Origin of the sequence: Candidatus Formimonas warabiya, from assembly GCF_002777255.1 — a bacterium.
Taxonomy (GTDB): Bacteria; Bacillota; Dehalobacteriia; order Dehalobacteriales; family Dehalobacteriaceae; genus Formimonas; species Formimonas warabiya.
On sequence record NZ_CP017634.1, the window covers coordinates 2567768 to 2593124 of the forward strand.

Annotated in this window: 23 protein-coding genes; 5 read left to right on the forward strand and 18 right to left on the reverse strand. The window is 48.9% G+C overall.

Going from position 1 to position 25357, the window contains the following annotated elements:
• Nucleotides 1-7 precede the first annotated feature (7 nt).
• The 12 genes from DCMF_RS11895 to DCMF_RS11950 form a co-directional block, all read right to left on the reverse strand.
• Nucleotides 8-961 carry an AAA family ATPase gene (locus DCMF_RS11895; protein ID WP_148134630.1) on the reverse strand — a complete coding sequence of 318 codons (954 nt, stop codon included), beginning with the start codon at nucleotides 959-961 and terminating at the stop codon, nucleotides 8-10.
• A complete protein-coding gene (locus DCMF_RS11900) occupies nucleotides 948-2093 on the reverse strand; it encodes a DUF4350 domain-containing protein (protein ID WP_148134631.1) in 1146 nt (381 codons plus the stop codon). The genes DCMF_RS11895 and DCMF_RS11900 overlap by 14 nt, the downstream gene beginning before the upstream one ends.
• On the reverse strand, nucleotides 2086-2751 hold the full coding sequence (locus DCMF_RS11905) for a DUF4129 domain-containing protein (RefSeq protein WP_148134632.1): 666 nt from the start codon (nucleotides 2749-2751) through the stop codon (nucleotides 2086-2088). Before DCMF_RS11905 ends, DCMF_RS11900 begins: the two co-directional genes overlap by 8 nt.
• Nucleotides 2744-3538 carry a hypothetical protein gene (locus DCMF_RS11910; protein WP_148134633.1) on the reverse strand — a complete coding sequence of 265 codons (795 nt, stop codon included), beginning with the start codon at nucleotides 3536-3538 and terminating at the stop codon, nucleotides 2744-2746. The genes DCMF_RS11905 and DCMF_RS11910 overlap by 8 nt, the downstream gene beginning before the upstream one ends.
• A gap of 198 nt (nucleotides 3539-3736) precedes the next feature.
• Nucleotides 3737-5908: an EAL domain-containing protein gene (locus tag DCMF_RS11915; protein WP_236860256.1), complete on the reverse strand. Its 2172-nt coding sequence runs from the start codon at nucleotides 5906-5908 to the stop codon at nucleotides 3737-3739.
• A 151-nt stretch (nucleotides 5909-6059) separates the two neighbouring features.
• Nucleotides 6060-7337 carry a radical SAM protein gene (locus DCMF_RS11920; RefSeq protein WP_148134634.1) on the reverse strand — a complete coding sequence of 426 codons (1278 nt, stop codon included), beginning with the start codon at nucleotides 7335-7337 and terminating at the stop codon, nucleotides 6060-6062.
• 2 nt (nucleotides 7338-7339) lie between these two features.
• Nucleotides 7340-8728 carry a UDP-glucose dehydrogenase family protein gene (locus DCMF_RS11925; RefSeq protein ID WP_148134635.1) on the reverse strand — a complete coding sequence of 463 codons (1389 nt, stop codon included), beginning with the start codon at nucleotides 8726-8728 and terminating at the stop codon, nucleotides 7340-7342.
• Between the two features lie 17 nt (nucleotides 8729-8745).
• Nucleotides 8746-9906 carry a glycosyltransferase family 4 protein gene (locus DCMF_RS11930; protein ID WP_214659289.1) on the reverse strand — a complete coding sequence of 387 codons (1161 nt, stop codon included), beginning with the start codon at nucleotides 9904-9906 and terminating at the stop codon, nucleotides 8746-8748.
• Nucleotides 9907-9945: 39 nt separating this feature from the next.
• Nucleotides 9946-10689 (reverse strand): zinc dependent phospholipase C family protein, encoded by a 744-nt coding sequence (locus tag DCMF_RS11935; protein WP_236860328.1) that lies wholly within the window; start codon nucleotides 10687-10689, stop codon nucleotides 9946-9948.
• Nucleotides 10690-11030: 341 nt separating this feature from the next.
• The gene (locus DCMF_RS11940) at nucleotides 11031-12539 is read right to left on the reverse strand and encodes a zf-HC2 domain-containing protein (RefSeq protein ID WP_148134638.1); all 1509 of its coding nucleotides are present in this window, start codon (nucleotides 12537-12539) and stop codon (nucleotides 11031-11033) included.
• Nucleotides 12536-13054: an RNA polymerase sigma factor gene (locus tag DCMF_RS11945; protein ID WP_214659290.1), complete on the reverse strand. Its 519-nt coding sequence runs from the start codon at nucleotides 13052-13054 to the stop codon at nucleotides 12536-12538. The genes DCMF_RS11940 and DCMF_RS11945 overlap by 4 nt, the downstream gene beginning before the upstream one ends.
• A gap of 81 nt (nucleotides 13055-13135) precedes the next feature.
• The gene (locus DCMF_RS11950; protein WP_148134640.1) at nucleotides 13136-13537 is read right to left on the reverse strand and encodes a sigma factor-like helix-turn-helix DNA-binding protein; all 402 of its coding nucleotides are present in this window, start codon (nucleotides 13535-13537) and stop codon (nucleotides 13136-13138) included.
• 187 nt (nucleotides 13538-13724) lie between these two features.
• Here DCMF_RS11950 and DCMF_RS11955 point away from each other — a divergent pair, with 187 nt between their 5' ends.
• Both DCMF_RS11955 and DCMF_RS11960 read left to right on the forward strand, forming a co-directional pair.
• Entirely contained in the window at nucleotides 13725-14639 is a 915-nt protein-coding gene (locus tag DCMF_RS11955; RefSeq protein WP_148134641.1) for a glycosyltransferase family 2 protein, read from the forward strand.
• A gap of 18 nt (nucleotides 14640-14657) precedes the next feature.
• The gene (locus tag DCMF_RS11960; protein ID WP_148134642.1) at nucleotides 14658-15653 is read left to right on the forward strand and encodes a CgeB family protein; all 996 of its coding nucleotides are present in this window, start codon (nucleotides 14658-14660) and stop codon (nucleotides 15651-15653) included.
• A gap of 11 nt (nucleotides 15654-15664) precedes the next feature.
• On the opposite strand, the gene DCMF_RS11965 is transcribed toward DCMF_RS11960, so the two are convergent.
• Nucleotides 15665-16972, reverse strand: a complete 1308-nt coding sequence (locus tag DCMF_RS11965) for a nucleotide sugar dehydrogenase (RefSeq protein ID WP_148134643.1) — start codon at nucleotides 16970-16972, stop codon at nucleotides 15665-15667.
• Between the two features lie 207 nt (nucleotides 16973-17179).
• Between DCMF_RS11965 and DCMF_RS11970 the strand changes: the two genes are divergently transcribed.
• The gene (locus tag DCMF_RS11970) at nucleotides 17180-18178 is read left to right on the forward strand and encodes a CgeB family protein (RefSeq protein ID WP_148134644.1); all 999 of its coding nucleotides are present in this window, start codon (nucleotides 17180-17182) and stop codon (nucleotides 18176-18178) included.
• Here DCMF_RS11970 and DCMF_RS11975 read toward each other — a convergent pair.
• Nucleotides 18175-19098 carry a glycosyltransferase family 2 protein gene (locus DCMF_RS11975; RefSeq protein ID WP_418219634.1) on the reverse strand — a complete coding sequence of 308 codons (924 nt, stop codon included), beginning with the start codon at nucleotides 19096-19098 and terminating at the stop codon, nucleotides 18175-18177. The two genes, DCMF_RS11970 and DCMF_RS11975, sit on opposite strands and share 4 nt — an antisense overlap.
• A gap of 137 nt (nucleotides 19099-19235) precedes the next feature.
• Nucleotides 19236-20216: a CgeB family protein gene (locus DCMF_RS11980; protein ID WP_214659291.1), complete on the reverse strand. Its 981-nt coding sequence runs from the start codon at nucleotides 20214-20216 to the stop codon at nucleotides 19236-19238.
• Between the two features lie 144 nt (nucleotides 20217-20360).
• Here DCMF_RS11980 and DCMF_RS11985 point away from each other — a divergent pair, with 144 nt between their 5' ends.
• On the forward strand, nucleotides 20361-21353 hold the full coding sequence (locus DCMF_RS11985) for a CgeB family protein (protein WP_148134646.1): 993 nt from the start codon (nucleotides 20361-20363) through the stop codon (nucleotides 21351-21353).
• 15 nt (nucleotides 21354-21368) lie between these two features.
• Nucleotides 21369-22052: a class I SAM-dependent methyltransferase gene (locus DCMF_RS11990; RefSeq protein WP_148134647.1), complete on the forward strand. Its 684-nt coding sequence runs from the start codon at nucleotides 21369-21371 to the stop codon at nucleotides 22050-22052.
• A 101-nt stretch (nucleotides 22053-22153) separates the two neighbouring features.
• Here the strand turns inward: DCMF_RS11990 and DCMF_RS11995 are convergent, their stop codons facing one another.
• The 3 genes from DCMF_RS11995 to DCMF_RS12005 are packed head-to-tail and all read right to left on the reverse strand — an operon-like array spanning nucleotide 22154 to nucleotide 25295.
• Entirely contained in the window at nucleotides 22154-23170 is a 1017-nt protein-coding gene (locus DCMF_RS11995) for a polysaccharide pyruvyl transferase family protein (RefSeq protein WP_148134648.1), read from the reverse strand.
• Between the two features lie 12 nt (nucleotides 23171-23182).
• Nucleotides 23183-24364 (reverse strand): glycosyltransferase family protein, encoded by a 1182-nt coding sequence (locus DCMF_RS12000; RefSeq protein WP_148134649.1) that lies wholly within the window; start codon nucleotides 24362-24364, stop codon nucleotides 23183-23185.
• Between the two features lie 16 nt (nucleotides 24365-24380).
• Nucleotides 24381-25295, reverse strand: coding sequence for an NAD-dependent epimerase/dehydratase family protein (locus tag DCMF_RS12005; protein WP_148134650.1), 915 nt, complete (start codon nucleotides 25293-25295; stop codon nucleotides 24381-24383).
• Nucleotides 25296-25357: the final 62 nt, after the last annotated feature.

Sequence of the window (25357 nt, forward strand, 5' to 3'; positions counted from 1 at the left end):
CCCTACCTCACCTCGGTACCGCTACGGCATCCAGGATATTGCGGATGACCCGGTCCGCCTGCACTCCCTCCAGCTGGGCTTCCGGGCGCAGAACAATCCTGTGGCGCAGGACCGGATAAGAAACCCGCTTCACGTCATCCGGAATGACATATTCTCTTCCTTCCATGGCAGCCCAGGCTTTGGCCGCCTGAAGGAGGGCGATAGAGGCCCGGGGGCTGGCCCCATAAAGCAAGTTCCGGTGCGCACGAGTAGCATGGGTAATTTCCACAATGTAGGAAAATATCCCCGACTGGACCCGCACCTGCGCCACCTTTTCCTGTAAAACCTTCAGTTCCTCTCCCTTCAGAATCTTTGATACCTGATGAGAAACAAAATTATGCAGGCTTCCCCCTTCCTGAATCCTCTGCAGCATCATCGTCTCCGCCTCCATGTCGGGATATCCTACATTTAATTTAAGAAAAAAACGATCCAGTTGTGCTTCCGGGAGAGGAAAAGTTCCTTCAAATTCCAGAGGATTTTCCGTAGCCACCACCATAAAGGGCGGGGAAAGAGGCAGTGTTTGGCCGTCCAGGGTCACCTGACCTTCTTCCATGGCTTCCAGTAAAGCACTCTGGGTCTTCGGCGGGGTCCGGTTCACCTCATCCGCCAGGAGAAAATTGGTGAAAATCGGTCCCTTTTTTTGAAAAAAGGTCCCTTCCTGCAGGTTATAAACAGTGGTTCCCACCAAATCACTGGGAAGAACGTCGGGTGTAAACTGAATTCGTTTAAAGTCACAATCCACGATATGGGCGAGCAGCTTCACCATCATCGTTTTAGCCGTTCCCGGTACTCCTTCCAGAAGAATGTGCCCGCCGGCAACGAACAGGCCAACCAGAAGGCCGTCCATGACTTCATCCTGCCCCACAATGATCTGATGCAAGGCCTTGCGTATAGCATCTGCTTTTTCTTTAACTTGGTGCATCCTCAAAGTTCTCCTTTCTCCATCTCTCTAACTGCCGGGCCATATGCACCAGCCGTGCTTCCGTCCAGGACTGCTTGGTTTGAAAAGCCTCCGCATCCTGAAAAATTTTTGCCAAGCTGTCCGCGGCCTGGGGACGATCGCGTCTTAATTCTTTCAGGATCTCGTCTATTCCGGCAGAACGGGACAGGCCAAACCTTCTGGCCATAAACAGGCGCAGGTCTTCCGTCAAGATCCCCAGCACCAAATCCTTTGCTCCCAAAAAACGATAAAGTTCCGCCATGGATGAGCCGTAGTCTTTTTCAGGAGCTTCGGCCGCCTGGAGAGGAATCACCCGGCCAAACCGTTTGCCCCAGAAATGGAAAAGAAGAACCAGGCCCAGCATCAATTCGCCCAAAAATAAATATTTGCGGTCCCGCAGCCAGGCACCGACCGGACCCAGGGTTTCCGTCCCCATTTCAGGCCGGTACAAGTAAAGCGGTCCCCTTTCCCTTGCGCTGTCACCCCGGAAAAGGTTCAGCACAAAAATAAGATTATCTGCTTGGTCCAAATGACCATTGGTAAAAATCCGGGGCACGGAAAGAAAAAGGATTTCCCCCTTTCCCTCCTGCTGCCGAATCAACCAGGGGCCTAGATCGTCGGCGGCCAAAACCTCTCCCGGAGAGGCAGGAGCAAAACGTCCCTGGGGAGTAAGGGACAATTCCTGCACCTGGGAAAAATAGAACCGGTCCTTTCCAGGCTGCCCTTTGTGCGCCAGGTTCCCGAAAGGATATGGATCAACATGGATCTCTCTGTCCTGAAAAAAAATGTTTCTTTCGTCCCCTGCCACCAATAACCGGTTTCCTTTTTGAACCCATTCGATGAGAAAATTGACTTCTCTTGCCGATGTTCCTTCCCCAGGAAAGAAAAGGCCCGTACCCTTCTCTCCTTTCAGCTGACTTCCCATTATGAAAGGGTTCCCCAGCTCACGCATTAAGAGGACCAAGGCTTTGGTGCCGTTCTCCTCAGGACTGTCCGGAGAGTAAGGAGTCCGGGGTGAACCTGTGTTTCCCGCCAAAATAACAAATACCATTAATAAGAAAAGGCCGCCCGCCACCAGAGAAGGGTATCCTCTTTGCCAAAGACGATTAGCCAAGGCTGCTCCTCCCTTCCCAGAGTTCCCGCAGCAGGGCCTCACTTTCTTCATAATCATGGGGAGAAAAAGAAATACTGCCGTACCATTTCCTTTCAAAAAGCGCTACCAATCTTTCCAAATAGAAAAACTTTTGAGGGCACTCTCTTTTAAACTCTTCCAAGCATTCCCAGTCCGTTTTCCCGGGACGGTAGTGGATGGTCCTTTGTTCCCCCAAACGGACCAGAACCGCTCTGAAGTTTACCCGCACCGCCCTTTCCCAGTTTCCTGCAGCAGCCGCGGCTTTTGCCTCTTGATGCAGCTCTGAAGAAGAAGGTGCCGGGACCAGGTCTGCCCGTAGAGACGGCGCACCGGACCAGTGCATTAATTTTCCGCCCCTGAAAAGAAAGTAGCCCAGGAAAACCACCGCCAAAACAAGGAGGATAAAAAGGGCCAGGTAATCCAGTCCGGCCACCAAGTCCCACAAACGGCTAAAACCTCGGCTGTGAAAAATAAAAGATAGACGCTCAGACAGCCATTGGTCCAGTTTTTCTTTCCAGGCACTGAACCAGGGAAACCGGTCCCCTTGATGAAATTCCGGTCGTTTCAGAATTTCTGCCAATAATACCTTGGCCTTTTCATGCACAACTGCCGGATCAGCGCTAACCCAGGGATTACTCATCTTTCGTGTCGCCTTCAAGCCGGCCGATACTTTGTTCCAGATCCCATCCCTCTTTGCGGGCCCTCAGCTCAAAATAATAAAGGGTAGCGGCTATTACCGAATAAGGACTGACAATTACTGTCACCAGGGGAGTGAGGAAATTGGTCATCACAACCTCAACCTGGCCGTTTCCGGCAACAGATGCTGCTAGGCTCGATAGGACAACGACAATTCCGCTGGCCACACCGGTAATAATACCTACCACAATCACGAACCAAAAAGAACGCCACCAGTACCCTTTGACCAATTCTTTACTACGGCCCAGGGCCTTCGTTCCCGCTACATTTTCCATCATCACGGCCTGAGGATTGAGAAACCAGCGTACCATCAAAAAAATACCCGGAATGATGAAAAGAAGCAGCCCAAAAAAAATCCCCAAAATATAAAGCAACCCTGTTCCCACCAGGGCCCAAAACCGTCCCGCCCCCAAGCGAAAGGCCTTGCCCACAGTGACCTCCTCCTGATTGAGAAAACAATTGGTGGCGGAAATCAGGGCTGCCGTCATGAAAACATAAAAAATGCCCAAAGGAATTGCTCCAATCAGGGAAACCACTCCTTGGGTATTTTCATAAGCTTCGGTGGAATACGTCAAAGCGAGGATGCCCGAAATCAAATAGAACAAAATGTTGGCAATATTTCCCACCAAGGAAATCAATAAGTAGACTTTCAGTTTCTGCCGGAAAAGCTGAAAACTAATATCCAGAATCCTTCCCATCCCCATAGGCTCAATGACCACTCTGTTCATCATCCGTCTCCTTTCTCCTCTTTTATGCCATACCCCATGTCGAATCACCATGGGCAACCTTGCACAAATCTCCTTTAAAAAATATTTCTTTCCTTTCCGGGATATTCCTACTGTTTATTTGTCTTTTTTTTACATTCCGTTAACATTGTCCCATTTGTGCGATATCATGTCAATCATTTCGACAAAACTCATGGATGATTCTTACTTTACCTGCCGGATGGGTTTAACCTGCCCCAGTTTTTGCCCGCCTGGTGAGATGTTGCGGGTCAGATACGCCAGACATTGGCTGACCTGAAGGGGCGGGCTGAAAAAGTAGCCCTGAAATTCCAGGCAGCCCAGCCGTTTCAGCAGGTCAACCTGCTCTATGTTTTCCACATATTCGGCAATCACCTTTACCTGCATGGATTCGGCAAGATAGGTAATAGACGAAATAATATCCTGACAGCTTTTATTCATGACCACATCTTTCGTCAAAGAACCGTCAATTTTAATTTTGTCCAGGTTGAAATAGCGCATGCAGTACAGGGATGCATGACCCATGCCGAAATCATCCATGGCAATGGTGACCCCCAGCTTTTTCAAGGCAGTCAATGTGCCCATGGTCTTTTGATCCGTGGCGAAGGCCATCGTTTCCGTAATTTCCAACTCCAGGTCCCTGGGATTCAAACGGTTTTTCTGAATGGCTTCCGCTAAAACATGGGTGATAGATTCATCCTGGAGCTGGGTGGGAGAAATATTGATCGCCATGCGCAAACCGGAAATACCCTGATTATTCCATTTTCCCAGTTCGGCACAGGCTTCGGCAATTACCCACCGGCCCAGATCCCGGATCATCCCTTTCTCTTCGGCCAGAGCTACCACCAGCTGGGGAGGCACCCGGCCATATCTTGTGTGCTCCCAGCGCAGAAGAGCCTCTACGCCGGAGACGATGCCTTTTTCATCCACCTGAGGCTGATATTCAAGAAAGAACGTTCCCTTTTTCAGTGCTTCCCGAATTTCGCAAGCGAGGGAATTTGCCATGTTTCCCACTTGATCATTTCTCGACAAGAGCTTGGTAAGGTTACTGTATTCAGGATGGAGAACGGTTTTTACCAGCCTGTTGTATGCATGAAGGACATCCTTTTCTTTTTTCTGTTCATGAAGGACCACAAAGGGGTAATAGATCCCAACCCCAACGAGGATATTGCACACCTGCATCATCATCCCCCTCCAGGAACCCGTGGCCATCCATCCCCCTAAGAGGGGCGGAGTTGTCCAGTTCACCGGAGCGATGGTTACAGGTACCAGGCCAAGAGCAGTAGCGGCATAGGACAGGAGGGTCAGGATCAGCGGGGTAAGGATAAAAGGAATGAGAAAGAGGGGATTGAGCACAATAGGCAGGCCAAATACCATAATCTCATTAATATTGAAAAGTGCCGGAAGCAGTGAGATTTTTGCCAGTTTCATGGTATTGCTTTTTTTCGCCGCTAAAAATATGGCGATCAATAAACACAGGGTAGATCCTGAGCCGCCGATCAGCACAAACACATCCAGGAAAGGCTTGGTCAGAATATGGGAAGGAACTCCTCCTGTGGCCAGAGCAGCTCCATTCAGGTCTACCGCTCTCATATAAATATCCTGGGCAACCGAGTACAGCACATTGTTTCCATGCACGCCAAAAAACCAAAAAACCTGATTCAAAAGCACAAACAGGAGGGCCGAATAAAAAGGGCTGTCGATGCCGTTAAATAGTCTTTTGGTTAAATCGATCAACACCTGGTTGATATCCTGGATACCTAAATAGGAAAGCATCCAGCGAAACAAGAAAAAGAGAAATAGGGTTAAACAGAAAGGAATAATAGAGAATAAAGCTTGGGGGATCACCGGGTCCGCATCCATCAGCAAAGACTTGTACGGAATATTTAGATAGTGATGGAAACGGATAAACAACTCTACGGATAAAACGGCGACAACAATGGACAGGAAGATCCCGGTTACCCCTGCGTGCGTGGTCTGAAGACCTGATCCTTCCTGATGGATGATGATCAAAAGGGATAAAACAGATACCAGGGCCGCGATCACCGGATGAATTCTGCTGTGCTGTTCCTGAGCATAGGACCAAGCCCGGGAATAGGCGATGGTAATCGATAGGGCAAGGCCCATGACGCCAAAGGTCAGGTTCCAGACTGTTTCCCCAAATGATTTCCACCCATCTCCGAATATCAGGGCCATGCCGTTTTGGTATTGGGGCAGAGGAAAGTTGTTGATCACTAATGCCGCGGACCCCATGATAATCAAAGGAACAATCAGCATCAGTCCTCTATTGATTGATTTAACGAGAGGATTCTCTGCAATCCGGAAGGACAGATTTAAAATCATTTTGTAAAACGGCACCGGGACCACTCCACATATTGTTCATGATTCTTTCCTATATCATCCTGTCAAATCATACTTCGCCTTTTGGATGCGGTATTTTTACTACCAATTCCATACATGAAACATGATTATTATACTCATTATGACATCATCTTTCAATAAATGATCTTTAGGCATTTTTATTTGACCATTTAGGGGATGATGAGAAGGGCTTCCTGCCATTAAAAAAATCACATTTTTTGTAGTAAAGAAGATCTTCCCTCCACACCCGGCCATATTCCCGGTCCTTCATAAAACCGGCGGCAAGATGCCAGGGAGATCGAAAGAAGTCTAAAACGGGACCAAATAATTCTGAAGGATCCCGAAAACATTCCCAGTCACATTTCCGGCACGCATCCCCGGTATTGCACCGCCTGAGATCAAGATCCCAAAACCTGCCCAGGTTCTCATGGCCCCGGTAACCGCAGGGATAAGTACAGCCGTCCTTGGCATCCACATAGAAAAAATCCCTTCCGCCCCGGCAAGGCTTGCCATAATTGGCGTTGCCTTGATACTGGCGCATGAGAGCATAGAGGGAAGACCGGGGGGTAAAAATACGGATCACCTGCCGGTATTCCGGGATCACATCAAACAGGGCCTGAAACAACAAAAGCTTTTCCCCCGGGGAAAACCTGATCACCTGATCCACGGAGTTAGCCCCGTAAACCGCGGAAAGGCCTGCTTCTCCCTGGGATTCCATACTCATGGGGTAGCAGGCATTGACCATGGTAAAACCCAGATTGAGGATAAAGCGATAAAACTTGCGCAAGGCCTGCCGGACCTGGAGACGATACTCTTCCGGGTCCTGTTCCGCCTGACCGGGGGTAAATTTTTCATTCTCACCCCCCAGGTTTCGGTTGATGCCTAGATTGGCTGCGGGATAAATGCCGTATTCATGGAAAATGGGCAGAGCCTTTTCAATGCCTTTGATCACGCCGGGGAGACCCCGCATCCTTTCATGGAGGGACGGATCCGCTGAATCCAGACTGATCCAGAAGTTGCGCAGGGGTGTGCCGGCCAGTTGCTCCGCCAGCCTGTGCACCCGTCCGGAAAAGGCCTGACTGTCCGCATGCATAAAGAGGAAACCGTTTGTTCCCGTTCTAAGATAAGGAATGCCCGCTTCTCCCGCGTACTTAAGGAGTCCGATCAATTCCTCAGCAAAAAGAAGGGGTTCTCCTCCCGTAAAAGAAAGGGCTTGTACTCCTTTGGCCGCAGCGGCGTCGATGATTCTTTTGGCTGCGCCGGTATCCAGCTTGGAACGGGGAAAGCTGGCCGTCACGCGCATGCCGCACTGGGGACAGGTGGCGTTGCACCGGTCTGTATACTGGATCACGACCTGCCCGGGAACCCGGCCCCGAAGCAAGGCCAGCACAGGGGAGCAGTTTAGGGAACCACGGCTCTTGCCCATGATTATACCACCATTTGGGCGGACAGGGGGACTTCCGGTTCCGGCTTGAGGCCTCTCCCCACACCGATATAGCGCATCTGCCCGGCAAAGAGCCGGGGATCCAGGCAATTGCGCCCGTCTACCACCACATTTCCCCTCATTTTCTCCTTCAGCACTTCCGGGGTCAGTTTTTGATACAAGGGCCATTCAGTGACAATGAACACGGCGTCGGCCCCTTCCAAAGTATCCTGTACCTCGGCGCAGAGTTTCACCTTGTGGGGCAGCACAAATCTGGCTTGATCCCCGGCCACCGGATCATGGGCACGGATGTTGGCCCCTTCCAGCAGCAGGTGATAAATCATGGGGATGCTGGGCGCCTCCCGCAGGTCATCGGTCCCTGGTTTAAAAGTCAAACCCAGCACCGCTATTGTTTTACCCCTTAATTCTCCCAGGGCATCGCGCAGTTTCTCCACCACCCGGATACACTGGGCGTTGTTGACCTCAATCACTGCCGAGAGCAGCTTGAAGTGATAGCCGTGGGTGTCCGCCATATGACGCAGGGCAAGGGTATCCTTGGGAAAACAGGACCCGCCGTACCCGATTCCGGCATTCAAAAAGGCCCGGCCAATGCGCACGTCGGCACCGATAATATCCGCTACTTGGATCACGTCGGCTTCCACTAGATCGGCCATATTCGCCACTTCATTGATAAAGCTGATTTTCATGGCTAAAAAGGCGTTGGCCGCATATTTGGCCAATTCTGCCGTTCGGGTATTGACGAGAAAAGCGGGGACTTGCTGCAACCCCTGGGGACGGGGCAAATGGGCGGGAAGGTGAAAGGTCTGGTTGATAATGGGCGCGTATAAACGCAGCAGCGTCTCGTGGGCTGGGGCATTTCCCCCCAAAACCAGCCTGTTGGGGTAAAGATTATCTGAAAGGGCACATCCCTGTCGTAAAAACTCCGGATTAGAAGCCAGGTTGATCTGATCAGACAGGCCTCTGGCAGCGATTTCTTGTGATAAGCTCTCCGTAGTCCCTACCGGAGCCGTGCATTTATTCACCAGCAGCGTGGAAGATGCCTTTTTCTCCAGCACAGACAGGGCACTGGCAAAGGCCTGGTGCAGATAAGTCAGATTGGCTGAGCCGTTGGGGTTTTGTGGTGTACCGACGGCCAGGAAAGCCACATCCCCATGAACCAATCCTTCCTTGATACTGGTGGTATAGTACAGTCTGCTCCGATTAGCATCAAGGGCATCTGCTAAAAAGGGTTCAAAAAAAGGGGCTTTCCCCTGGCGTAAAGAGGCAATTTTTCGTTCATCTACATCGATGCAGACTACGTCATGCCCTATTTGAGCCAGGGCAACACCGGTGGTAAGACCCACGTATCCCGTACCGATTACGGCAACTTTCATCTATCATTCACTCCCTTTCATATTTTATAGGCCTGATGCGCCCGGGGATGATCAAGGGGATAGGTATCAATCACTTTCTGATAGCTCTCCAGCAGGGAATTCAGGACTTGATCCCATTTCCTTTCCCGGGCGTACTGAAGAGCCTGGCCGCCCAGCTTCTTTCTCAGTCCGTCGTCCTGGGCTATTTTGATCATGGCCGAGGCCAGATCCAGGTAATTACGGGGACGGCAGGAAAGACCATTGCTGCCGTCGATCAGTAGGTTCTTCACCCCACCGGCTGCTGCAGCGATGACGGGAAGTCCGCTGGCCATTGCCTCCAGCACGACATTTCCAAAGGTTTCGGTGGTGGACGGGAAGACAAAAACATCACTGGACGCATAAACAGCAGCCAGTTCTTCCCCGTGCAGGTAACCGGTAAAGATCACTTCAGGACCGGCTGTCTCCTTTAATTCCCCTATGATGGGCCCGTTGCCGGTAACAATTAGTTGGGCCTCAGGGATTGTTTTCTGCACAATTTTCCAGGCTTTTAACAGCACATCCAAGTCCTTTTCCGGGGCCAGCCGCCCTACGTAAAGGAAATGCAGTTTTTTTCCCGGAGCCAGCCTGTTTCTCAGGGTGACGCTTCTTTTTTCCGGAGAAAAAAGCGCCGTATCGATGCCGCGGCCCCAGGTATCCAGGTTCAGAAAACCTTTTTTGGTCAGGAGGGATTTAATGGCCGGTGACGGGCAGTATGTGACCTGGCATTGATTATGGAACCAGCGCAAATACTGCCACACCCATCCCTCTAGAAAGCCTGCCTTATAATAATTGAGATACTGGGGGAAATTGGTTGTGTATGAGGCTACCACGGGCAGGCCATGATCCCGGGCATATTTTAAGCCGCAGAAACCCAGGGAGAACTCCGTAACAACATGAATAATGTGGGGCTGAAAAGAACTGAGCACGTCTTTCACCTGGGAGATATTGGGCAGCCCAATCCTACACTCGGGATAAAAAGGCAGGTCGAAGCCGGGAAAAGTATGAACATTTTCTTTCTTTGCCTGAGCAGCACCGCCCTCGGGCGCAAAGACCAGACAAGGCAAGTTCCGGCTGTCTAAAAAAGAAGTAATCCGGCCCACCGTTCTGGCCACCCCATTCACCTGGGGCTGGAACGTATCTGTAAAAATGGCTACTTTCATGTGAAACATCCTCCCTCCCTGTCTATCCGTCGGTATAGATTAACCCACCCTTAACACCTCTAGATCCCCAGGGTGGGGGATATCCATGCCGACTTGCCGGAAAAAATTATAGAAAAAACCGGCCGTAATGCGTTGCGTAAGGGGCAGTAAGTATTCTGTTGCCTGCCGGTAGTGATAAATACTTGATTTCTCCGTGACCAAATCCAGGAGTTCGTAACTTTTCCGGGCCCATTCCCTGAGACACCGGTCCGGCTCCTGGTAACTCCGGTAAATGCCTTCACTTTGAACGGTATACTCATTCCTGTGTTCCGCCGCCCAATCCTCATAGCGGCGGTGGCCCATGCCGATGTAGCAGTTGGCGTGATGAGGCTCGCAAATGTCTTGGATAAAGTGGGAAGCCGCGCCTAGAAAGAACATGGCCTTTTTGTAATTTCCCTGCCGCCAGTATTTTACCGCCCGCAAAAAATATCGCCTACAAAAAACATCTGCAGGCGTTCTCCCCAATAAACCGATCCCTGTTTTGCCATGATAAAAATGGTGCACACATCCTAGTCCGCCCAAATCACTATCCGGCCAACAAACGCCCAGATCCAGATCATTGCCGTGTGCTTCCAGTAACCGGGCCATCACGGTGTAACCGTCTGCCGCCAATATGCGCCTGGCCTGTATGGTGCACATCACATGTGTGGAACATAGTCCCAGTTCTACCGGAGAGGACACTCGGCCCACGACCAGCAGATGCTTACTAATACTTTCCACAGACCCAGCTACTTTTTGCAGCATCGATTTCAAATTGCCTTCCCCCTCAGTAGTCCTCTTTTATTCTTTAATGTCATTTTAGCGAAGCAATTTGAAGGAAAAGCAAAGATTATGTTAAAAATAGCTTATTTTTCCCCAAGAAGGCTAAGAAAGCCCAAAGACTTTTCGGGATCCGGTTCCCGGTTAACCGGGAACCGGGTAAACCAATTAAATCCATATCACCTTACTTTGCTGATACCCATAAAAGCTTATAAGTAAAAAAGCTCGCGTTTTCGCGAGCTTTCGTATCTTAAGGTCTCTTCTTTCATCCGGAACGGCAAGTATCCCCCAGGCAGGAGATTTTACACCAGGGCCCATGAACTGACTTACTCGCTTTTGTCCGTTGTATTGACGACAAATTTCTCCCTCGGTAAGAGCCGTCCTATGCTATCAAAATCCAGGCGGGCTTTTGTGATATTTTCTGTCCGGAGAGGAAAAACGATTACATTGGGCTTTTCCCGGTCAAAGTAAAGCTCTTCCTGTTTCTCCTGGTCCTGATCATTTTTTAGGGTAAAATGAGGCACATAGGTCTCCGGACCGTCCCTTGTCTCCAGCTTGTAACTCAGATATACCCTGTCTTTTTCCCGCCAAGCCTCTTCTATGACTACTTTACCGCCTGGAAAAGAAAGCTCCCGTCCCAAATGAAGCACCCCTTCTCCGGTAAGGTCAAGGGCTATTTCTTCCTGATCCCGGACTGTTTGATAGAGATAGACCGGAGGCAAGAGAAGCTCCAACTCTCCCGTATCCTGTTTCACCGGGGCAAAATCCAATGTGGCAACTACCTGACAAGGAAATTGGGTCGTTCGGTACTCTCCCCTTTGGACCTCTATTTCCTGTCGTCCTGTTAAATCATAAAGGACGGGACGGTTTTCCGGGGGATCTGCCGCCCGATAGAATACGCCCATGGTGGCCGCATAACCGGACATGAGACCACCGGGAGGAGGAGCACCCGATCCCGGAGGGGGCGGTGTATCCGGAGCTTTGGTCACTGAGGTGGGAAAATAGGCAATCCCTTTGCCTAAGGAGATTCCGGCCACCGAGCCATCCACGGGCCAATCAAGCTGTACCTTAAATTCCGATTCACTCACACCCAGGACCACTTTTTCCAGGGTCATCTGAAGCTGGGATAATTTTTTCTCCTGGTTGGGATAAATAATGGTGGTATATTGGGCTGTCTTCAGCACATCCACGGGAAAACTAAATTCCACCTGCTCATTTTCCCGGCCCTCCATCGCCAGAAAGACATGGGCCTGTTGGGTCTCCAGAGCCAGGGGTTCAAACTCAAACATAAAGAATTTGTTCTGCCAGCCCTTACCGCTTTTTTGTTCGTATTGCTGCCCGTTTTCATCGGTCAGGCTGACCTGGGGTATGGTTTTTCCCGGCTGGGAAAGCCGGATAAAAAGAACGCTGCGCGTACTGTCAAAAAGTCCTGTATCGATCGTTACCTGTAGGTCGTCTAAGGTTTTGGTTTCCTTAATTTCCGTGAAAAGACCCAGTTCCTGGGCATACTGGTAGATGGGATCATCCATGCCAAACTGTTTCCCCGCGTTGTAGGAGGCGTAGGCCAGCCCGGTTCCCCCCATCATGAGCAGGAGCAGGGCGACGATAATAGTTTTCCTGAGCCTGCCGAAAAGCCTGTTTTCCACACTTTTGCGTGGAGATAATTCCTCTGGGATGGGGTCCGGAAGGGGCCAGCTAAACATCTCCCATTCCCGGGCGCAATCGGCACACCCGGCTAAATGGGTTTTAATATAGTCCCTTGTTTCCTCGCTCACCAGACTTTCCGCGTATAAGGGTAACAACTCGCGGATAAGATTACATTCTTTGATCATCATCTGTCATCACCCTCCAGTTCACGATAAACCTGGCCTAACTGCCGCTTGGCCCGAAAAAAGGTGACCCGGGCCCAGTTTACGGTCTGACCGAAAACCTCTGCAATTTCCTCGTAAGTAAGCTGCTCATATTCTTTCAGGATTAAAATGGTCCTGGTATTTTCCGGGAGCCGGGCTAACGCTTCCTGTATCCTTTGCCGTTGTTCCTTGATGATGAAGCTTTCCCCAAGGGTGTCCGCCTCCCGGGTCATGCGGTCGCACCAGGGTACGCCTTCTTCCCAGGGCAAGGTATTGTGCTTGTGTTTATCACGAAGGCTTTTCAAATAAACATTTCGGGCAATAGAGAAAAGCCAGGTTTTGAGAGAAGATTCATTTCGAAAACGAAAGATAGACAGGCAGGCCTGGTAAAAAACTTCCTGGGTTAATTCCCCTGCCTCTTCCCAATTCCCGCTCATGCGCAAAAAATAACGAAAAATGGCTTCTTTATGGAGTTCATAGAGTTTTTTAATTCTATCCATGGTTTCCCTCCGCCTATTCATTTCGGCAAAGGGAAATCCAAATCCTATCTGGTGCCCACAAAAATATTTTTAGAGGTCTTGCTAGCTTTTTCCCAAACCCCGTCTACCTTTTGAAATCAGGTGCGCTACCTCTGTTTCAGACTTATCCAGGATGAGAGAAATCTCTTGATAGGAACAGCCCAGGACATCCCGGAGAATTACCGCGCAGCGTAATTCCGGGTCCAAGGCAAGGAGAGCTTGCTGGACCCGGTCTTCTCCCGTAGACTCAAGACAACCATCATATTTAAGAAAATCTTCCCAGGCATGTTTTAACAGGAAGACATCATCTTCCTGATGGGCCAGATGCATTAAAAGCACCTCTTCCGTTACGCCTTCAGCAACTTTCCGATCCCCGGACAGCCGGTAGGAAAAGTTATAGATCGTGCGAATGCATAGAGAATCTAAAACTGGATGGATCGTTTCACCGTGCTGTAATAAACCCACAGTTATCTCCTCCAAGTTTGCCGTACTATTTTATTAGTACCGCAGACATGGGATTCATTACAGCACAGGACTTTATTTTTTCCTTTTTCTTTGTGACCTTTATGACCGGCAAAATCATGTCACACAATTTTAAAACGAAACATAAAATAAAACGGAGTATCCTTGCAAAGGAAGGGATTAAAGGAAAATGAGGCCCCCTTTTTTAAGCTATGTGACCTTTAACAGACTGGGATTGACGGCCCGAAATATATTGAGACTGTTGGAATCGACGGATGACTTCGAGCTAAATATCATTGACAGCAGTTCCAAAGATGATACCTGGCAATTTCTTCAGGATCTGACGGACAGCCGGATTAAATCCCGCACCCGCTTGGACCGGAACAGGGGCCCGGTATATGCCTACAATTTCAACCTGGCCCAAAGGAAACCGGACCAGTTTTTTATTACGGTGGACAGTGACGTTTATATCTATCCCCAAGATTGGATTTCCCGTTTTTTAGAGGTTTTTGATACCTTTTCCGAAATCGGCATGCTGGGGATTCCCCGGTCCAAGCCCTACCCGGAAATTTTACCCCCTGTTGTGCCCAGGCTTCGGGATGGCGTGTACTGCCTGGTCTTGAAAAATGCTTCCATTTCAAAGAATTTGGATTTTATTCCCAGGTGCTGTCTCATGTTCCGCCCGGAGGTTTTCAATTATATCGGTTACTGGAGCGAGGAAAACGGCATGACCGATGCGGAAATCTCCGCCCGCATTACCCACTACACCCCTTATCGCGTGGGCTTTGCCACCAATATCAAAATAGACCAGAAACAATCGATTCCCTGCGCGGAATGCCCGGCCCAAAAGTGGTGTTCATTAAAAAAAGAACCCGGCAATACTTGTTTTGACATCTGGATGAGGGTTTACAAAAATCCCCTTTTTGTCAAGAAGAACAAGTGGAAAAATGGGCAATTTTTCAAAGAATTAAAGTCCGACCTGAGGACTGCATACTGTCCCAGCATTCACGACCCCTCTTCCTTTGAGCTTATGGAAGACAACATCTACCATGCAGACTGGTCGGAAGAAAATTTCCAGTTCTATCTGGATCACGCAAATTACTAGCATTATGTAGGTGATTAGATGTATAAGGTATTGGTCTGCTGTTTTAACCCCAGAAGTGTGGATACGATTCACTATGGTTTTATAGATGCAGGCTGTGTAGTAAAAAACCTGCCCATCGACTGGACATATGCGGATAAAACCGACTTATTGAAACAGCACTTAATCGATGCCATCGAGGAAATCAAGCCCGACTTTGTCTATTCCTACGGCTGGTGGGACATCGGCATTGATCTGGACGCATTCATAGGCATCATCAAAGAGAAAGGGCTTTTCCACATTTATTGGGCTTATGATGATCCTGTTTGTTTTGAAAACATCTCTCTTCCTGTTGCTTTAAAGTCCGATTTGGTTTTCACCACTGTTGAGGAGTGTATCCCGGAGTACAAAAAAAGAGGCATTTCTGCCCATCTGATGCTCCACGGCTGCTATCCGCCCCGGCATCGGCCGGTGCCCCCGTGTCCGGAATTTTCCCATGATATTGTACTGCTTGCCAACAACTATAATATTGAAGAATCCCCTATCTACCAGGAATACCGGCTCCATGGGGCAAACAGTATGATCAAGTCCTTGGCCGATCATGGTTTTGATCTTAAGGTCTGGGGCCTGTGGTGGACCCATCCAGACCGGTGGTTTATCCTTCCGGAAAAATTCTGTGGAGAATTTTTGCCCAAAGGCACGGAACCTTTTGTCTATGCATCGGCAAAAATCACCTTGGGCCTGCAAACGGTGGGCACATCAAAAACCCATTTTTCTGTGCGCACCTTTGAAGCTATGGGCTGTGGCGCTTTTCACCTTTCTCAGTATTCTCCCGCCCTGGAAAGCTTTTTTCAGAAAGGCATTCACCTGGAATGGTCCAAGTCTGCCGAGGAGACCTTGGAGATTGCAAAGTTTTATCTGAAAAAAGAGGCGGCCCGAAAAAGGGTCGCCTTAAAGGGACAGCAGGAGGTCTATGAGAAACACACTCTGCTGCACCGGACAAAATATGGCTTAGATGTGATCAAACAATATCTCTGAGTGCCCCCTGCTTATAAGTCTATCACTTCAAAACCGTATTTTTCCGCTTCCGATTTATTGATGACGCCCTTGGTATCAAAAATCACCGGGTTCTCACGCATCAGGGATTTAAAAAGTTTAAATTGTTGATAGTTGACATCCCGCTGCAGGGCGCCGATCAATAAACCGTCGGCCTTCAAGAGGCACAGGTGAAGATCTTTTTCCTGAAAAGGATAATTTGTCCCCACCCAGTTGTCATAAGCGGACACCACCATCCCAGAGCCCGTCAAATCCTCAATGATGTGCACGATCGGGCTGTCCCGGTCATCGCTGCAGTAATCCTTCATGGCAATGCCCAAGACGGCTAGCTTTGACGGGGTGCCGCTTTGCCGCTTATCCCTGAAATAAAGCTTGATTTTGCCGGCTATTTTTTTCGGTACCTCCCGGTTAATCTGCCTGGACAGGGTGAGCAAAGAAATATCCGTCCCGGTCTCGGAGGCTTTAGGCGCCAGGTAGTGCAAGGCGTTGGGGATGCAATACCCCCCAACGCCCGGGCCGGGCTGCAATAAATGAACCCGGGGGTGGGTATTGGCTCCTTTCATGAGCTCGCATACATCGATGCCCAGTTTTGCGCAGAATTCCGAAACTTGTTGCATCAGCGCGATGTTGACATCCCGCTGGATATTTTCTACCACCTTGGCGGTTTCCGCCGTCTTGATCCGGGAGACCGGCACCGGGTCCACACGGGAAATCATTTTGATGATTTTTGTGCCCTGCTCCATACTTCTTTGATCAATACCGGAGATGAGCACAGGGATATTTTCCAACTCATCAAAGGCTTTTCCTTCACTGATTCTTTCCGGGCAATAGATAAGGGAAAAATCCTCCCCTCCTTTTAAGCCTGAGTTTTCCAGAATGGGGAGGACGATTTCTTCTGTGGTACCCGGTACTACCGTGCTCCGGATCATCACCGTATCTCCTTTTTTTAAACCTCGGGAAATGGTCCGGCATACTCTTTCCAGAGGGGCAAAATCAGGCCGGTCACCCTTTACCGGCATGCCCACCGTGACGATGAAATTGCTGCTTGCAGCCCATACTTGATCGGGATGGGAGGTAGGAATAAAACTCCCCGAACTCAGGCATTCCCCCAGAACATCCCGAATCGGCCTCCCCCGATAGCTTTCCAGGTGACCGGTGATTCCGGCCCTCAGGTCACGGACCAGCTCTGCCGAGATATCCACCCCATATACCGGATAACCCTTGACGGCATAAATCAATGCCAGAGGCAACCCCACATATCCTAAGCCAAAAATAGTCAATCTGTTTGCTGATAGATTCATGATGTCAGTCACTCCGTACGTAATGCAGTTTTTTCACACAGTAACTCTCGTTCACATGATAAATATTTTTCCGGAATATCCCGTTCCTGCAGGTCTTTTTTATTTCGTCCGCACCCTTCCCTGGGTGGGATCTGTTACGATCCATGCGCTTTTTTCATACTATGGTATTAAGGATGATTAATTTTTGAAAAATCGAGGAGCAGTGCTATGTATAAAGTTTTAATTTGCTGTTTTAATCCCTTGAGCATTCACAATATTTACCTTGGTTTTCAGGAAGCAGGCTGTACGGTTAGGGTTTGTTACTTAGACCAGGACTATCTCGGTGACTGTGCGAAGCTAAAATCTCACTTATTCAAGGCCATCGACGAGCTCAGGCCGGATTTTGTCTATTCCTTCGGCTGGTGGAAGGTGGCCCTAAACAATGTAAGAGAATTTACCGATATTCTAAAACAAAAAGGCCTTTTTCATATCTATTGGGCCTATGATGATCCGGACTGCCTGCAAAGCATTTCTCTGCCCATGGCATTGACATCCGACCTGGTTTTTACCACCGCCGCAGAATGCATTCCCGTATATCAAAAATCCGGTATCCCGGCTTTTTTATTGCCCCACGGCTGCTGCCCCAGTGAGCATAAAAAAATTTCACCCCAGAAAGAATATGCCCATGACATTACGCTCCTTGCCCATAACTACAATGTTTCCTATGACCCGGCCTATTTTTCCTACCGGTTTCACGGCATCACCAATATCATCAGGCCTTTGGCGGACCATGATTTTGACTTAAAAATCTGGGGCTTGTGGTGGACAGATCCGGCCAGAATGTATCAATTGCCTGACAAAAATTATGGAGGCATACTGCCTCCAGGAAACGAAGCCAAGGTCCATTCATCCACTAAGATTGCTCTGGGGCTGCAAACCGTAGGCACTTCCCTCACCCAGACCTCGGTAAGAACTTTTGAAATCCTGGGGTGCGGTGCCTTTCACCTTTCTCAGTATTCCCCCGCCCTGGAACATTACTTTAAAAAAGGGATTCACATGGAATGGTCCAAGTCGCCTGCGGAAACACTGGAGCTGGCAAATTTCTATCTTTCCCATGACCGGGCAAGAGAAAAAGTCTCTTCAAAGGGTCAGCAAGAGGTCTACGAAAAACATACTCTTTTGCATCGGGTCCAATCCATCCTGGACACCGTCAAAGAATTCCTCTAAACCCGGTAGTTTGCGTTTATAATATAGAAGCTAAAATTTTCCGAAGCCCAATCCGGATGGTAAAGATGACCTACCATGGATTGGGGATCCAATTGGGACGCGCAATAAGCCGTCCTTCTTCCGTCTTGGAGCTCTCTAAAGGTCTCAAGATATTTCCAATGGAAGGAGCTGGCAAATGCCTCATTCTTATAACTGCTGAGTCGAATGGTAAAACAGTGGGAAGTTCCCGGAGCTCTGCACCATCTTTGGGCTTGGCACAGCTCACAGCCTAACTGCTGCGTCATGTCTATTTGAATGGCAGGGACAAAGCCGACCTTAAAGGAAGTATAATGAGCCACCCGGGGAGAAAGCTCCGCATCCCCATAGCCATTTTCTTCGCTCCAGTAACCGATTTCCCGGATCAGCTCCGGCCTCAGACACTGGCAGCACCCGGGCACAAAATCCAAAGGCGTATCGATAAATGCATTTTGCAGTTGCAGATAAGAAGCAGTATTTCTTACTTGGGGAACCACCGGCGGATAATAAGGAGGATACGGCGTCCCCCTTTGCACCCCTAAAAGGCCTACCTCAGGGAAATTATTAAAAACATCCATAAAACAGGAGATCCAATTCGGAGTTTTTATGAGTACATCCGCATCAATCGTAATAAAATATTGATCCGGTCTTCTTTTCATGAGATTAAAATTCACGGCATAAATGGGGCCGTAATTGAGATCAAATCTGGTTTTTGACTTGATGCGAGGATCAGATAGCTCCTGAAGAAATTCCCAGGTGCCATCCTGTGAGTTGTTGTCGATTATATGCATTTCAAAATCTTCCGCTGTCTGAAATAAAGCCTTCAAGTTCCTCTCCGTCAAGCCCAACCGGTTAAAAGTAACGTAACTGATAAAAGGAGATGTCAATAGCCTCAAACCTTTCAAGAAAAATTTATGAATACTGCTTCTAATTTATTTTATGTTTATCCGCCTATTTTGTGACAGATTTCCTAGATACCTAAAAATTTAAGGGACATGCATATTGCTCCAGAGGGTGATGATAGATACCTGAGACGAGTTTTTTAAATATATTCCTTCACTTTATCAATCAGCATCCCCGCCCTCTGCCCATAATTGTGTTTGCCGCATACTTCTCGTTGCCCCTCTGCTGCCACCTGGTTTCTCGCCTCTTCGTGCTTTAAATAATAGTCTACAACCTGCACTGTCTCATCAGCCGAGTGGGATAAGGCCAGATGGGTGCGGTCGATAAACAGGTTTGAAATCGCCTTGGTCCGGTAGGTGAGCAAAAAAGCTTTGCTGGCTAAGGCCTCGAAGGGTATCTCCGTGGTCTGGGTTTCGGAAAGATGGTCCCATTCCAGGCCCAGGACGATTTTCGCAGAGCTATAAAGCCGGGGGATTTTTTCATAGCTGATTTTGCCCCGGATGTACCGGTCGGGAATGCGCCCCTCCCATCCGTTCCCCCATACGCTTAAGTTGTACGGGTGTCTCGTTAAAGGAAACAGCAGCGTCTCCAGGCAATACTGCCTAAAGTACCTTTCACTGCTCTCGGCGCCATCTGCGCCACAGGCATGGACATAATCGGCAGCCAGGGCAATATCACAGGTCAATCCGGGATCGGGTGAATAGGGGTGATGATGTTCAGGAGAACATCCATATATCAATATCTCAGCGGGTTTTTTCATCTGCCGGTAATCTTCCAGGCATTCTGCCGCGGGAGTGAAGATCAGGTCACAGGAAGAAGCTATTTTCATACTGCACGCATGGTGAAACACCCTGTCGCCGGTTGCCCAGTATACATGAAAGATGCCTTTCTCCCGGCATATCCTGTCCAGCACGGCAAAATTGGCATAACTCCCGGGGTGGCCGGCGGTAAGAACCAAGTCCGGTTTGGCTTCATCGACTGCTTTGATCAGATGCGCTTCATGATCCTGCCCGGGAATTGAGGTCAAATCAACAGGCGTCACACGATGCCCTGCACCGGCCAACGCCCGCCATAGATTCATATAGAGGGGACTGACACAAAAGGTTAACATTTTTAACATCAGAATTCCTCCCCATTTTTCATAACACTTACCTGATCCTATGCCATCTGCAACTTCCTGACGGCGCATATCCAGCCTTTTAGCAACTTTGTCCCCGGTCCGTCATATGCTATAAATAGGATACAGGCCTAAGGAGAAAGCACTATGTATAAAATCCTGTTTTTCAATTTCAATCCGGCTGCCTCCCTCCATCTTCATTCCGGTTTCCGGGAGGCTGGGTGTGAGGTTTATCATTCTAGTTCTCAGCCTGGCGACACCGACGGCGAGATTCTGGAGGACAGGCTGCTTGCCATGATCAACCTCTATAAGCCCGCCATCATCTTCTCATACGGGTATTGGATCAATACCGTCAACATGGAGCATTTTTGCCAAGTGGTAAAGAATGCCGGACTGTTTCATATCCACTGGGCCATTGATGACCCGGACTGTTTCAGAACACTTTCCCTGCCTGTGGCTAAAAAAGCAGACTTGGTTTTTACCACAGCCCGCGAATGGATTGAGAAATACCAAGCAGAGGGGATCAATGCCCACCTGCTGCAATTTGGCTGCTATCCCCCGCTGCTCCGGAAAGTGCCCCCCGAGGACAGGTTCAGGCATGATATCGTCTTACTGGCCCACAACTATAACCTCCAATGGAACCCCTCCTATTTTGCTTATCGATTAAACGGCATCCGCAACATCCTGCAGCCCATTGTGGCCCATGGTGACGATATCATGGTTTGGGGCCTCTGGTGGCAGGATGCGGACCGCATTTACAACCTGCCGGGAGAAAACTACGGTGGGGTCCTGCCCCCGGGAAATGAGGCCGGGGTTTATTCCGCCGCGAAGATCGTCTTAGGCCTGCAGACGGTGGGAAATTCCCTCAGCACCCTCTCGGCGAGGACTTATGAAGTCTTATGCTGCGGCGCTTTCCACCTTTCTCAGTACTCACCTGCTCTGGAAAGCCATTTTCAAAAAGGGATCCACCTGGAGTGGTCCACTTCACCGCTGGAGACCCTCGAATTAGTGGAATTCTACCTGAGACACGACGCCGTAAGACAAAAAATTGCCGCACAAGGTCAGAAAGAGGTTCTGAAAAAGCATACCTATATGCATAGAGCTTTATCGGCTCTAAAGGTCATCAAAAAGATTATTTAAGAAAGGTTGAACAACATGCCCGAAGACAACAAGATACCTTGGATCGAAGCCATCCATGAAGTACAGGAGGAAGTAAGCAAATTTGCCAACCCTTATTACGGCGGTCCCTACAGGAGGGAAGAAATAAACTATTGGGAATGCATTCTGGAATGGCTGTACCAGGACCGGGAAGAACGCAAAATCGGCAGTTGCCTGGATATTGGCTGTGCTTACGGAACCCTTGCCGTCTTTTGCCGAGAATTTTATCAATGCGATGTCTACTGTACCGACTTTATGTCTCACCTTTTAAGTGCTCCTCTGGCGGATAAACACGGTCTGAAGTTCCGTGTCAACAATATCGAACTGGACCCCTTTCCCTGGGATCAAAAATTTGACACCATTATTTTTACCGAGATCCTGGAGCACCTTAATTTTCACCCTCTGCCCACCTTGAGAAAAATAAAAGGACTGTTGGGGGCAAAGGGAAGGCTTTATTTAAGTACGCCGGATGCCAAATATTATGGAAAAGTGACCAAATATTATCAAAGGCTGGCGGACATGCCCCAACCCCAAAAGGGCCTGCCCATAGTCGATGCCCACGTCTACGTATATCCTGAGAACGAGCTGCTGGACCTGTTGGGAGAAGCCGGTTTTACCGTGGAAAAATTTCAGTACACGCCTGCCCATCATTTTAACCTGATGCTCTCCGGCCGGGAATAAAGAGGAGAAGGCACAGAGGAGACCCTTTTGCATAGATGTCTCCTCTGTGCACATCTGATCAGACTGCACCATGGACAGATGCCGTAAAATTGCCGGTTATTTTATTTGGCCAGGGCCCGGATGTCATTTTTCAATTCCAGGAGGCAGCGCATACTCTCCTGTTCTAAAGAGGTAATCCAATCCTTGACCTGGTTCATTTTTTCCTTCCCCTGGCCCAAAAACCAGTTCACTTTTGCTTTGATCTCATCTGCCGGTAAATCAGGATTGCATAAAAACTCGGCCAAACCCAGCATTTCCAAAAGACTGGATACTTTGTTCATTTTGCTGAAGGCCAAGACCGGCACACCCCCACGCACGGCGGCGATAATGGGATGCATCTTAAAAGTGAGCAAATAATCAACGGATTGAAGATAATTATAGGTCATCTCCAAATCGTACTGGCCCCACAATACCGTAACCGCAGCCTGAGGGTGCCGTTTTTTAATCTCCTCCCCCACAGCAAGACACATCTTAGAATCGGCATAAGCGCTGTCAAATTGATTAACCACCGGGATCAAGACCAGGTGGAATCCCTGCCTGGTTAGATCTGAGAAGACCTCCCCCATCTTCTCAATGGGAAAAGATTCGTAGGCATAGACGCAAATGCCGATGCTGGGTTTCGTGCGGGAAAACCCGGCCAGAGGATATTTGGGCTCCCGGTAGGCGAATGCGATATCAGGAACCACCCGAATCTGGTCGTTAAATTGATACTTTTTCGCGATTGATGCCGACCGCTGATCTCTCAGAGATAATTGTTTGGCCCGGGACAGGTAGTCCCTGTTTCTGGCGATCTCCTCAACCGGCCAGGTTTCTTCCGGATACCAGTCGATTACGCCCACGCCGTATATCCAAATCGGATGGTCCTTTAAAGGCGCCGGAAAATAGTATTCATAGATGCGGTAAGGAATAATCAAATCGCCGCCGCCGATGATCACGGCATCAATTTTGCTTAAATCCAGATAGGCACTGTAATAAAAGACCTGATCCTCGGAAAAAATTTGCTTAAATGTCTTTAAAAACAGTTCGTCGCCAAAATTCCCCATGCCAAAGTAACCGCAAGAACAGATATTTATGATCATCACCCCCCGTTCTCAGATCGCGAACTCTTTCTTTAAGATGCCGTCAATATCCTGAAAGCGTCTCTCCCAGGTATGGGCGGAAAGCCATTGATTTACCGCATCCTGATCAAAGTGAAAAGGATGGGACAAGATGCCGTCAAGATGGGAAATAAATTCCCGATCATGTTTGCTCACATAAACATGAGGAACATTCCTCACTTCAGGCAGGTCGGTTGCTACCACAGGTTTGCCGGCGGCAAGGTACTCATACATTTTAATGGGATTTGTCGATATTGTGACCTGATTGATCCTGAAAGGAATCAGACAAACATCACAATAATAAGCATATTGGGGCAGAAACTCATAGGGCTTGAGACCGGCATGAACCACATTGACTACGGATTGAATGGGAGTTTCCATAAATTCCGCCCCGACGATAGCAACCAGGGCCCTGGGAAAAGTATAGGCAATTTGCTCGACCAGGTCTTTGTCCACCCAGGGTGCCCATGCCCCAATATAGCCGATAATGGGGCCGGCATGGCCGCGGAATTCTGCCGGCTTGTCCGGGGGAGGGGTATGCCTGTACCGCTGGAAGTGCTTGATATCGCATCCATTGGGAATCAAGTAACAGGCCTTGCCGGGAAAATCCTGAACAATATGATTTTTCAATTTCCCTGCCGTGCTAACCACCAGGTCCGCCCGGTGCACCATTTTGCTCAGATAAGGCGCCCAGGAGGGAAAATCATCCAGATAATCATAGATGACAAAATCAGGAAAATATTGATCGACCAGGAGGGCTAATTTGGACCAGGAGGTCCAGACCAGGATCTTTTTTCCCTCACTTTTGATCACAGGAACGATTTCCCTGAGAAATTTTTTATGATCATGCACCACAGTCAAATTTTGCTGCACCTGCTCCGGCGCCCGATCTGCGCATTGGGTCATGTTGCAGTAATATACCTCGTACCCGTGCAGGGCAAACTGCTCCATCAATTGCTGGGGCCTTTGTTTCATCCAGTGCCAATCAATGGTAGGGGGATAAATCACTACCACCTTTTGACGGGGCCGGGCAAATAGATTTTTAATTTGAAAAGATTTTTTCACTTTCGGTTTTTCCATGGCTGTTTTAAGCCCTTGATATTGGGAGAAAGAATTAAAAAGATAAAGAATATCATGATATTCCTCAGGGTATTCTGTCATTACTTGCTCTTCCATTGCATGCACCTCGAATTTATTTCATCGAATATAGCTCTTTCATCCAGGCAACGGTTTTTGGGATACCTTCCGCCAGTGCCACTTTGGGGCGATAATTCAGATCCCTTACGGCTTTGGAAATGTCGCACTTTTTATACTTTGTCGTAAAACTCTCTTGCTGGACATAGTTCACGTTGCGGTCGTCCATGTCCAGGCATTTGAGAATCATATCGGATACGGTTTTCATGTCATGCTCTTCCACGCCCCCAATATTGTATACTTCACCGGCCTGAAAATGATCGACGGCATTGGCCATACCCGACACACAATCATCAATATAAACGGATGTCCTGGTATGGTTCAGGTATACCGTATAAGGCCGGTGATGTAAGGCATGATAGATAAAAACACAGATGGCGCTTCGATAAGGCGTATAATATTCTCCGGGTCCATAGGTATTGAAAATTCTGATGCGCAGGGTTTCCGTGCCGGACATTTCACGGGAATTCAGGATCTGCAATTCGTTGACCCATTTGCTGACGGCATAATCATTTTTTTGCCTGATTTCCAACTTGTCCAGCACTGCTTCAGACATCGCCTCTTCGTAATCTCCGTAGACCTCTGAGCTGCTTGTAAAGATCATGCGAAAGCCCAGCTTTTCCTGGAGCCGGATCATATTCTTGGTCCCCACCGCATTGGTGGTCCAAAGGTCCTCATAATAATGCTCACCGTTCCACCTGCCAAATTCTGCCGCCAGGTGGTATACGTAATCAAACTTGTTCTTTTCAAATATCTCCAGCAACTGCCGGTAGTTTCTGATATCACAGCGGTAATGCCTCTCTTCAGAGCTATGTATCAGATCGCAGGTCCAAACGTCATAGCCCCTGGAGATCAGCTCTTTTACCAGTCGGGTACCTACAACACCCTTTCCTCCTGTAACAAATATTTTCATACCGATCCCTCGATTTTTACTTAACTGTTTTTGGCAGCTTGATTTGGCAGCTTGACATAAGT

Bases quoted from the DNA above. Each gene is read 5' to 3' on its own strand.
- DCMF_RS11895 (WP_148134630.1), bottom strand. From the start codon at position 961: ATGCACCAAGTTAAAGAAAAAGCAGATGCTATACGCAAGGCCTTGCAT.
- DCMF_RS11990 (WP_148134647.1), top strand. From the start codon at position 21,369: ATGCCCGAAGACAACAAGATACCTTGGATCGAAGCCATCCATGAAGTA.
- DCMF_RS11935 (WP_236860328.1), bottom strand. From the start codon at position 10,689: ATGCTGCAAAAAGTAGCTGGGTCTGTGGAAAGTATTAGTAAGCATCTG.
- DCMF_RS11905 (WP_148134632.1), bottom strand. From the start codon at position 2,751: ATGAGTAATCCCTGGGTTAGCGCTGATCCGGCAGTTGTGCATGAAAAG.
- DCMF_RS11965 (WP_148134643.1), bottom strand. From the start codon at position 16,972: ATGAATCTATCAGCAAACAGATTGACTATTTTTGGCTTAGGATATGTG.
- DCMF_RS11970 (WP_148134644.1), top strand. From the start codon at position 17,180: ATGTATAAAGTTTTAATTTGCTGTTTTAATCCCTTGAGCATTCACAAT.
- DCMF_RS11945 (WP_214659290.1), bottom strand. From the start codon at position 13,054: ATGGATAGAATTAAAAAACTCTATGAACTCCATAAAGAAGCCATTTTT.
- DCMF_RS11980 (WP_214659291.1), bottom strand. From the start codon at position 20,216: ATGTTAAAAATGTTAACCTTTTGTGTCAGTCCCCTCTATATGAATCTA.
- DCMF_RS12000 (WP_148134649.1), bottom strand. From the start codon at position 24,364: ATGGAAGAGCAAGTAATGACAGAATACCCTGAGGAATATCATGATATT.
- DCMF_RS12005 (WP_148134650.1), bottom strand. From the start codon at position 25,295: ATGAAAATATTTGTTACAGGAGGAAAGGGTGTTGTAGGTACCCGACTG.
- DCMF_RS11960 (WP_148134642.1), top strand. From the start codon at position 14,658: ATGTATAAGGTATTGGTCTGCTGTTTTAACCCCAGAAGTGTGGATACG.
- DCMF_RS11940 (WP_148134638.1), bottom strand. From the start codon at position 12,539: ATGATGATCAAAGAATGTAATCTTATCCGCGAGTTGTTACCCTTATAC.
- DCMF_RS11985 (WP_148134646.1), top strand. From the start codon at position 20,361: ATGTATAAAATCCTGTTTTTCAATTTCAATCCGGCTGCCTCCCTCCAT.
- DCMF_RS11930 (WP_214659289.1), bottom strand. From the start codon at position 9,906: ATGAAAGTAGCCATTTTTACAGATACGTTCCAGCCCCAGGTGAATGGG.
- DCMF_RS11920 (WP_148134634.1), bottom strand. From the start codon at position 7,337: ATGGGCAAGAGCCGTGGTTCCCTAAACTGCTCCCCTGTGCTGGCCTTG.
- DCMF_RS11955 (WP_148134641.1), top strand. From the start codon at position 13,725: ATGAGGCCCCCTTTTTTAAGCTATGTGACCTTTAACAGACTGGGATTG.
- DCMF_RS11910 (WP_148134633.1), bottom strand. From the start codon at position 3,538: ATGATGAACAGAGTGGTCATTGAGCCTATGGGGATGGGAAGGATTCTG.
- DCMF_RS11995 (WP_148134648.1), bottom strand. From the start codon at position 23,170: ATGATCATAAATATCTGTTCTTGCGGTTACTTTGGCATGGGGAATTTT.
- DCMF_RS11925 (WP_148134635.1), bottom strand. From the start codon at position 8,728: ATGAAAGTTGCCGTAATCGGTACGGGATACGTGGGTCTTACCACCGGT.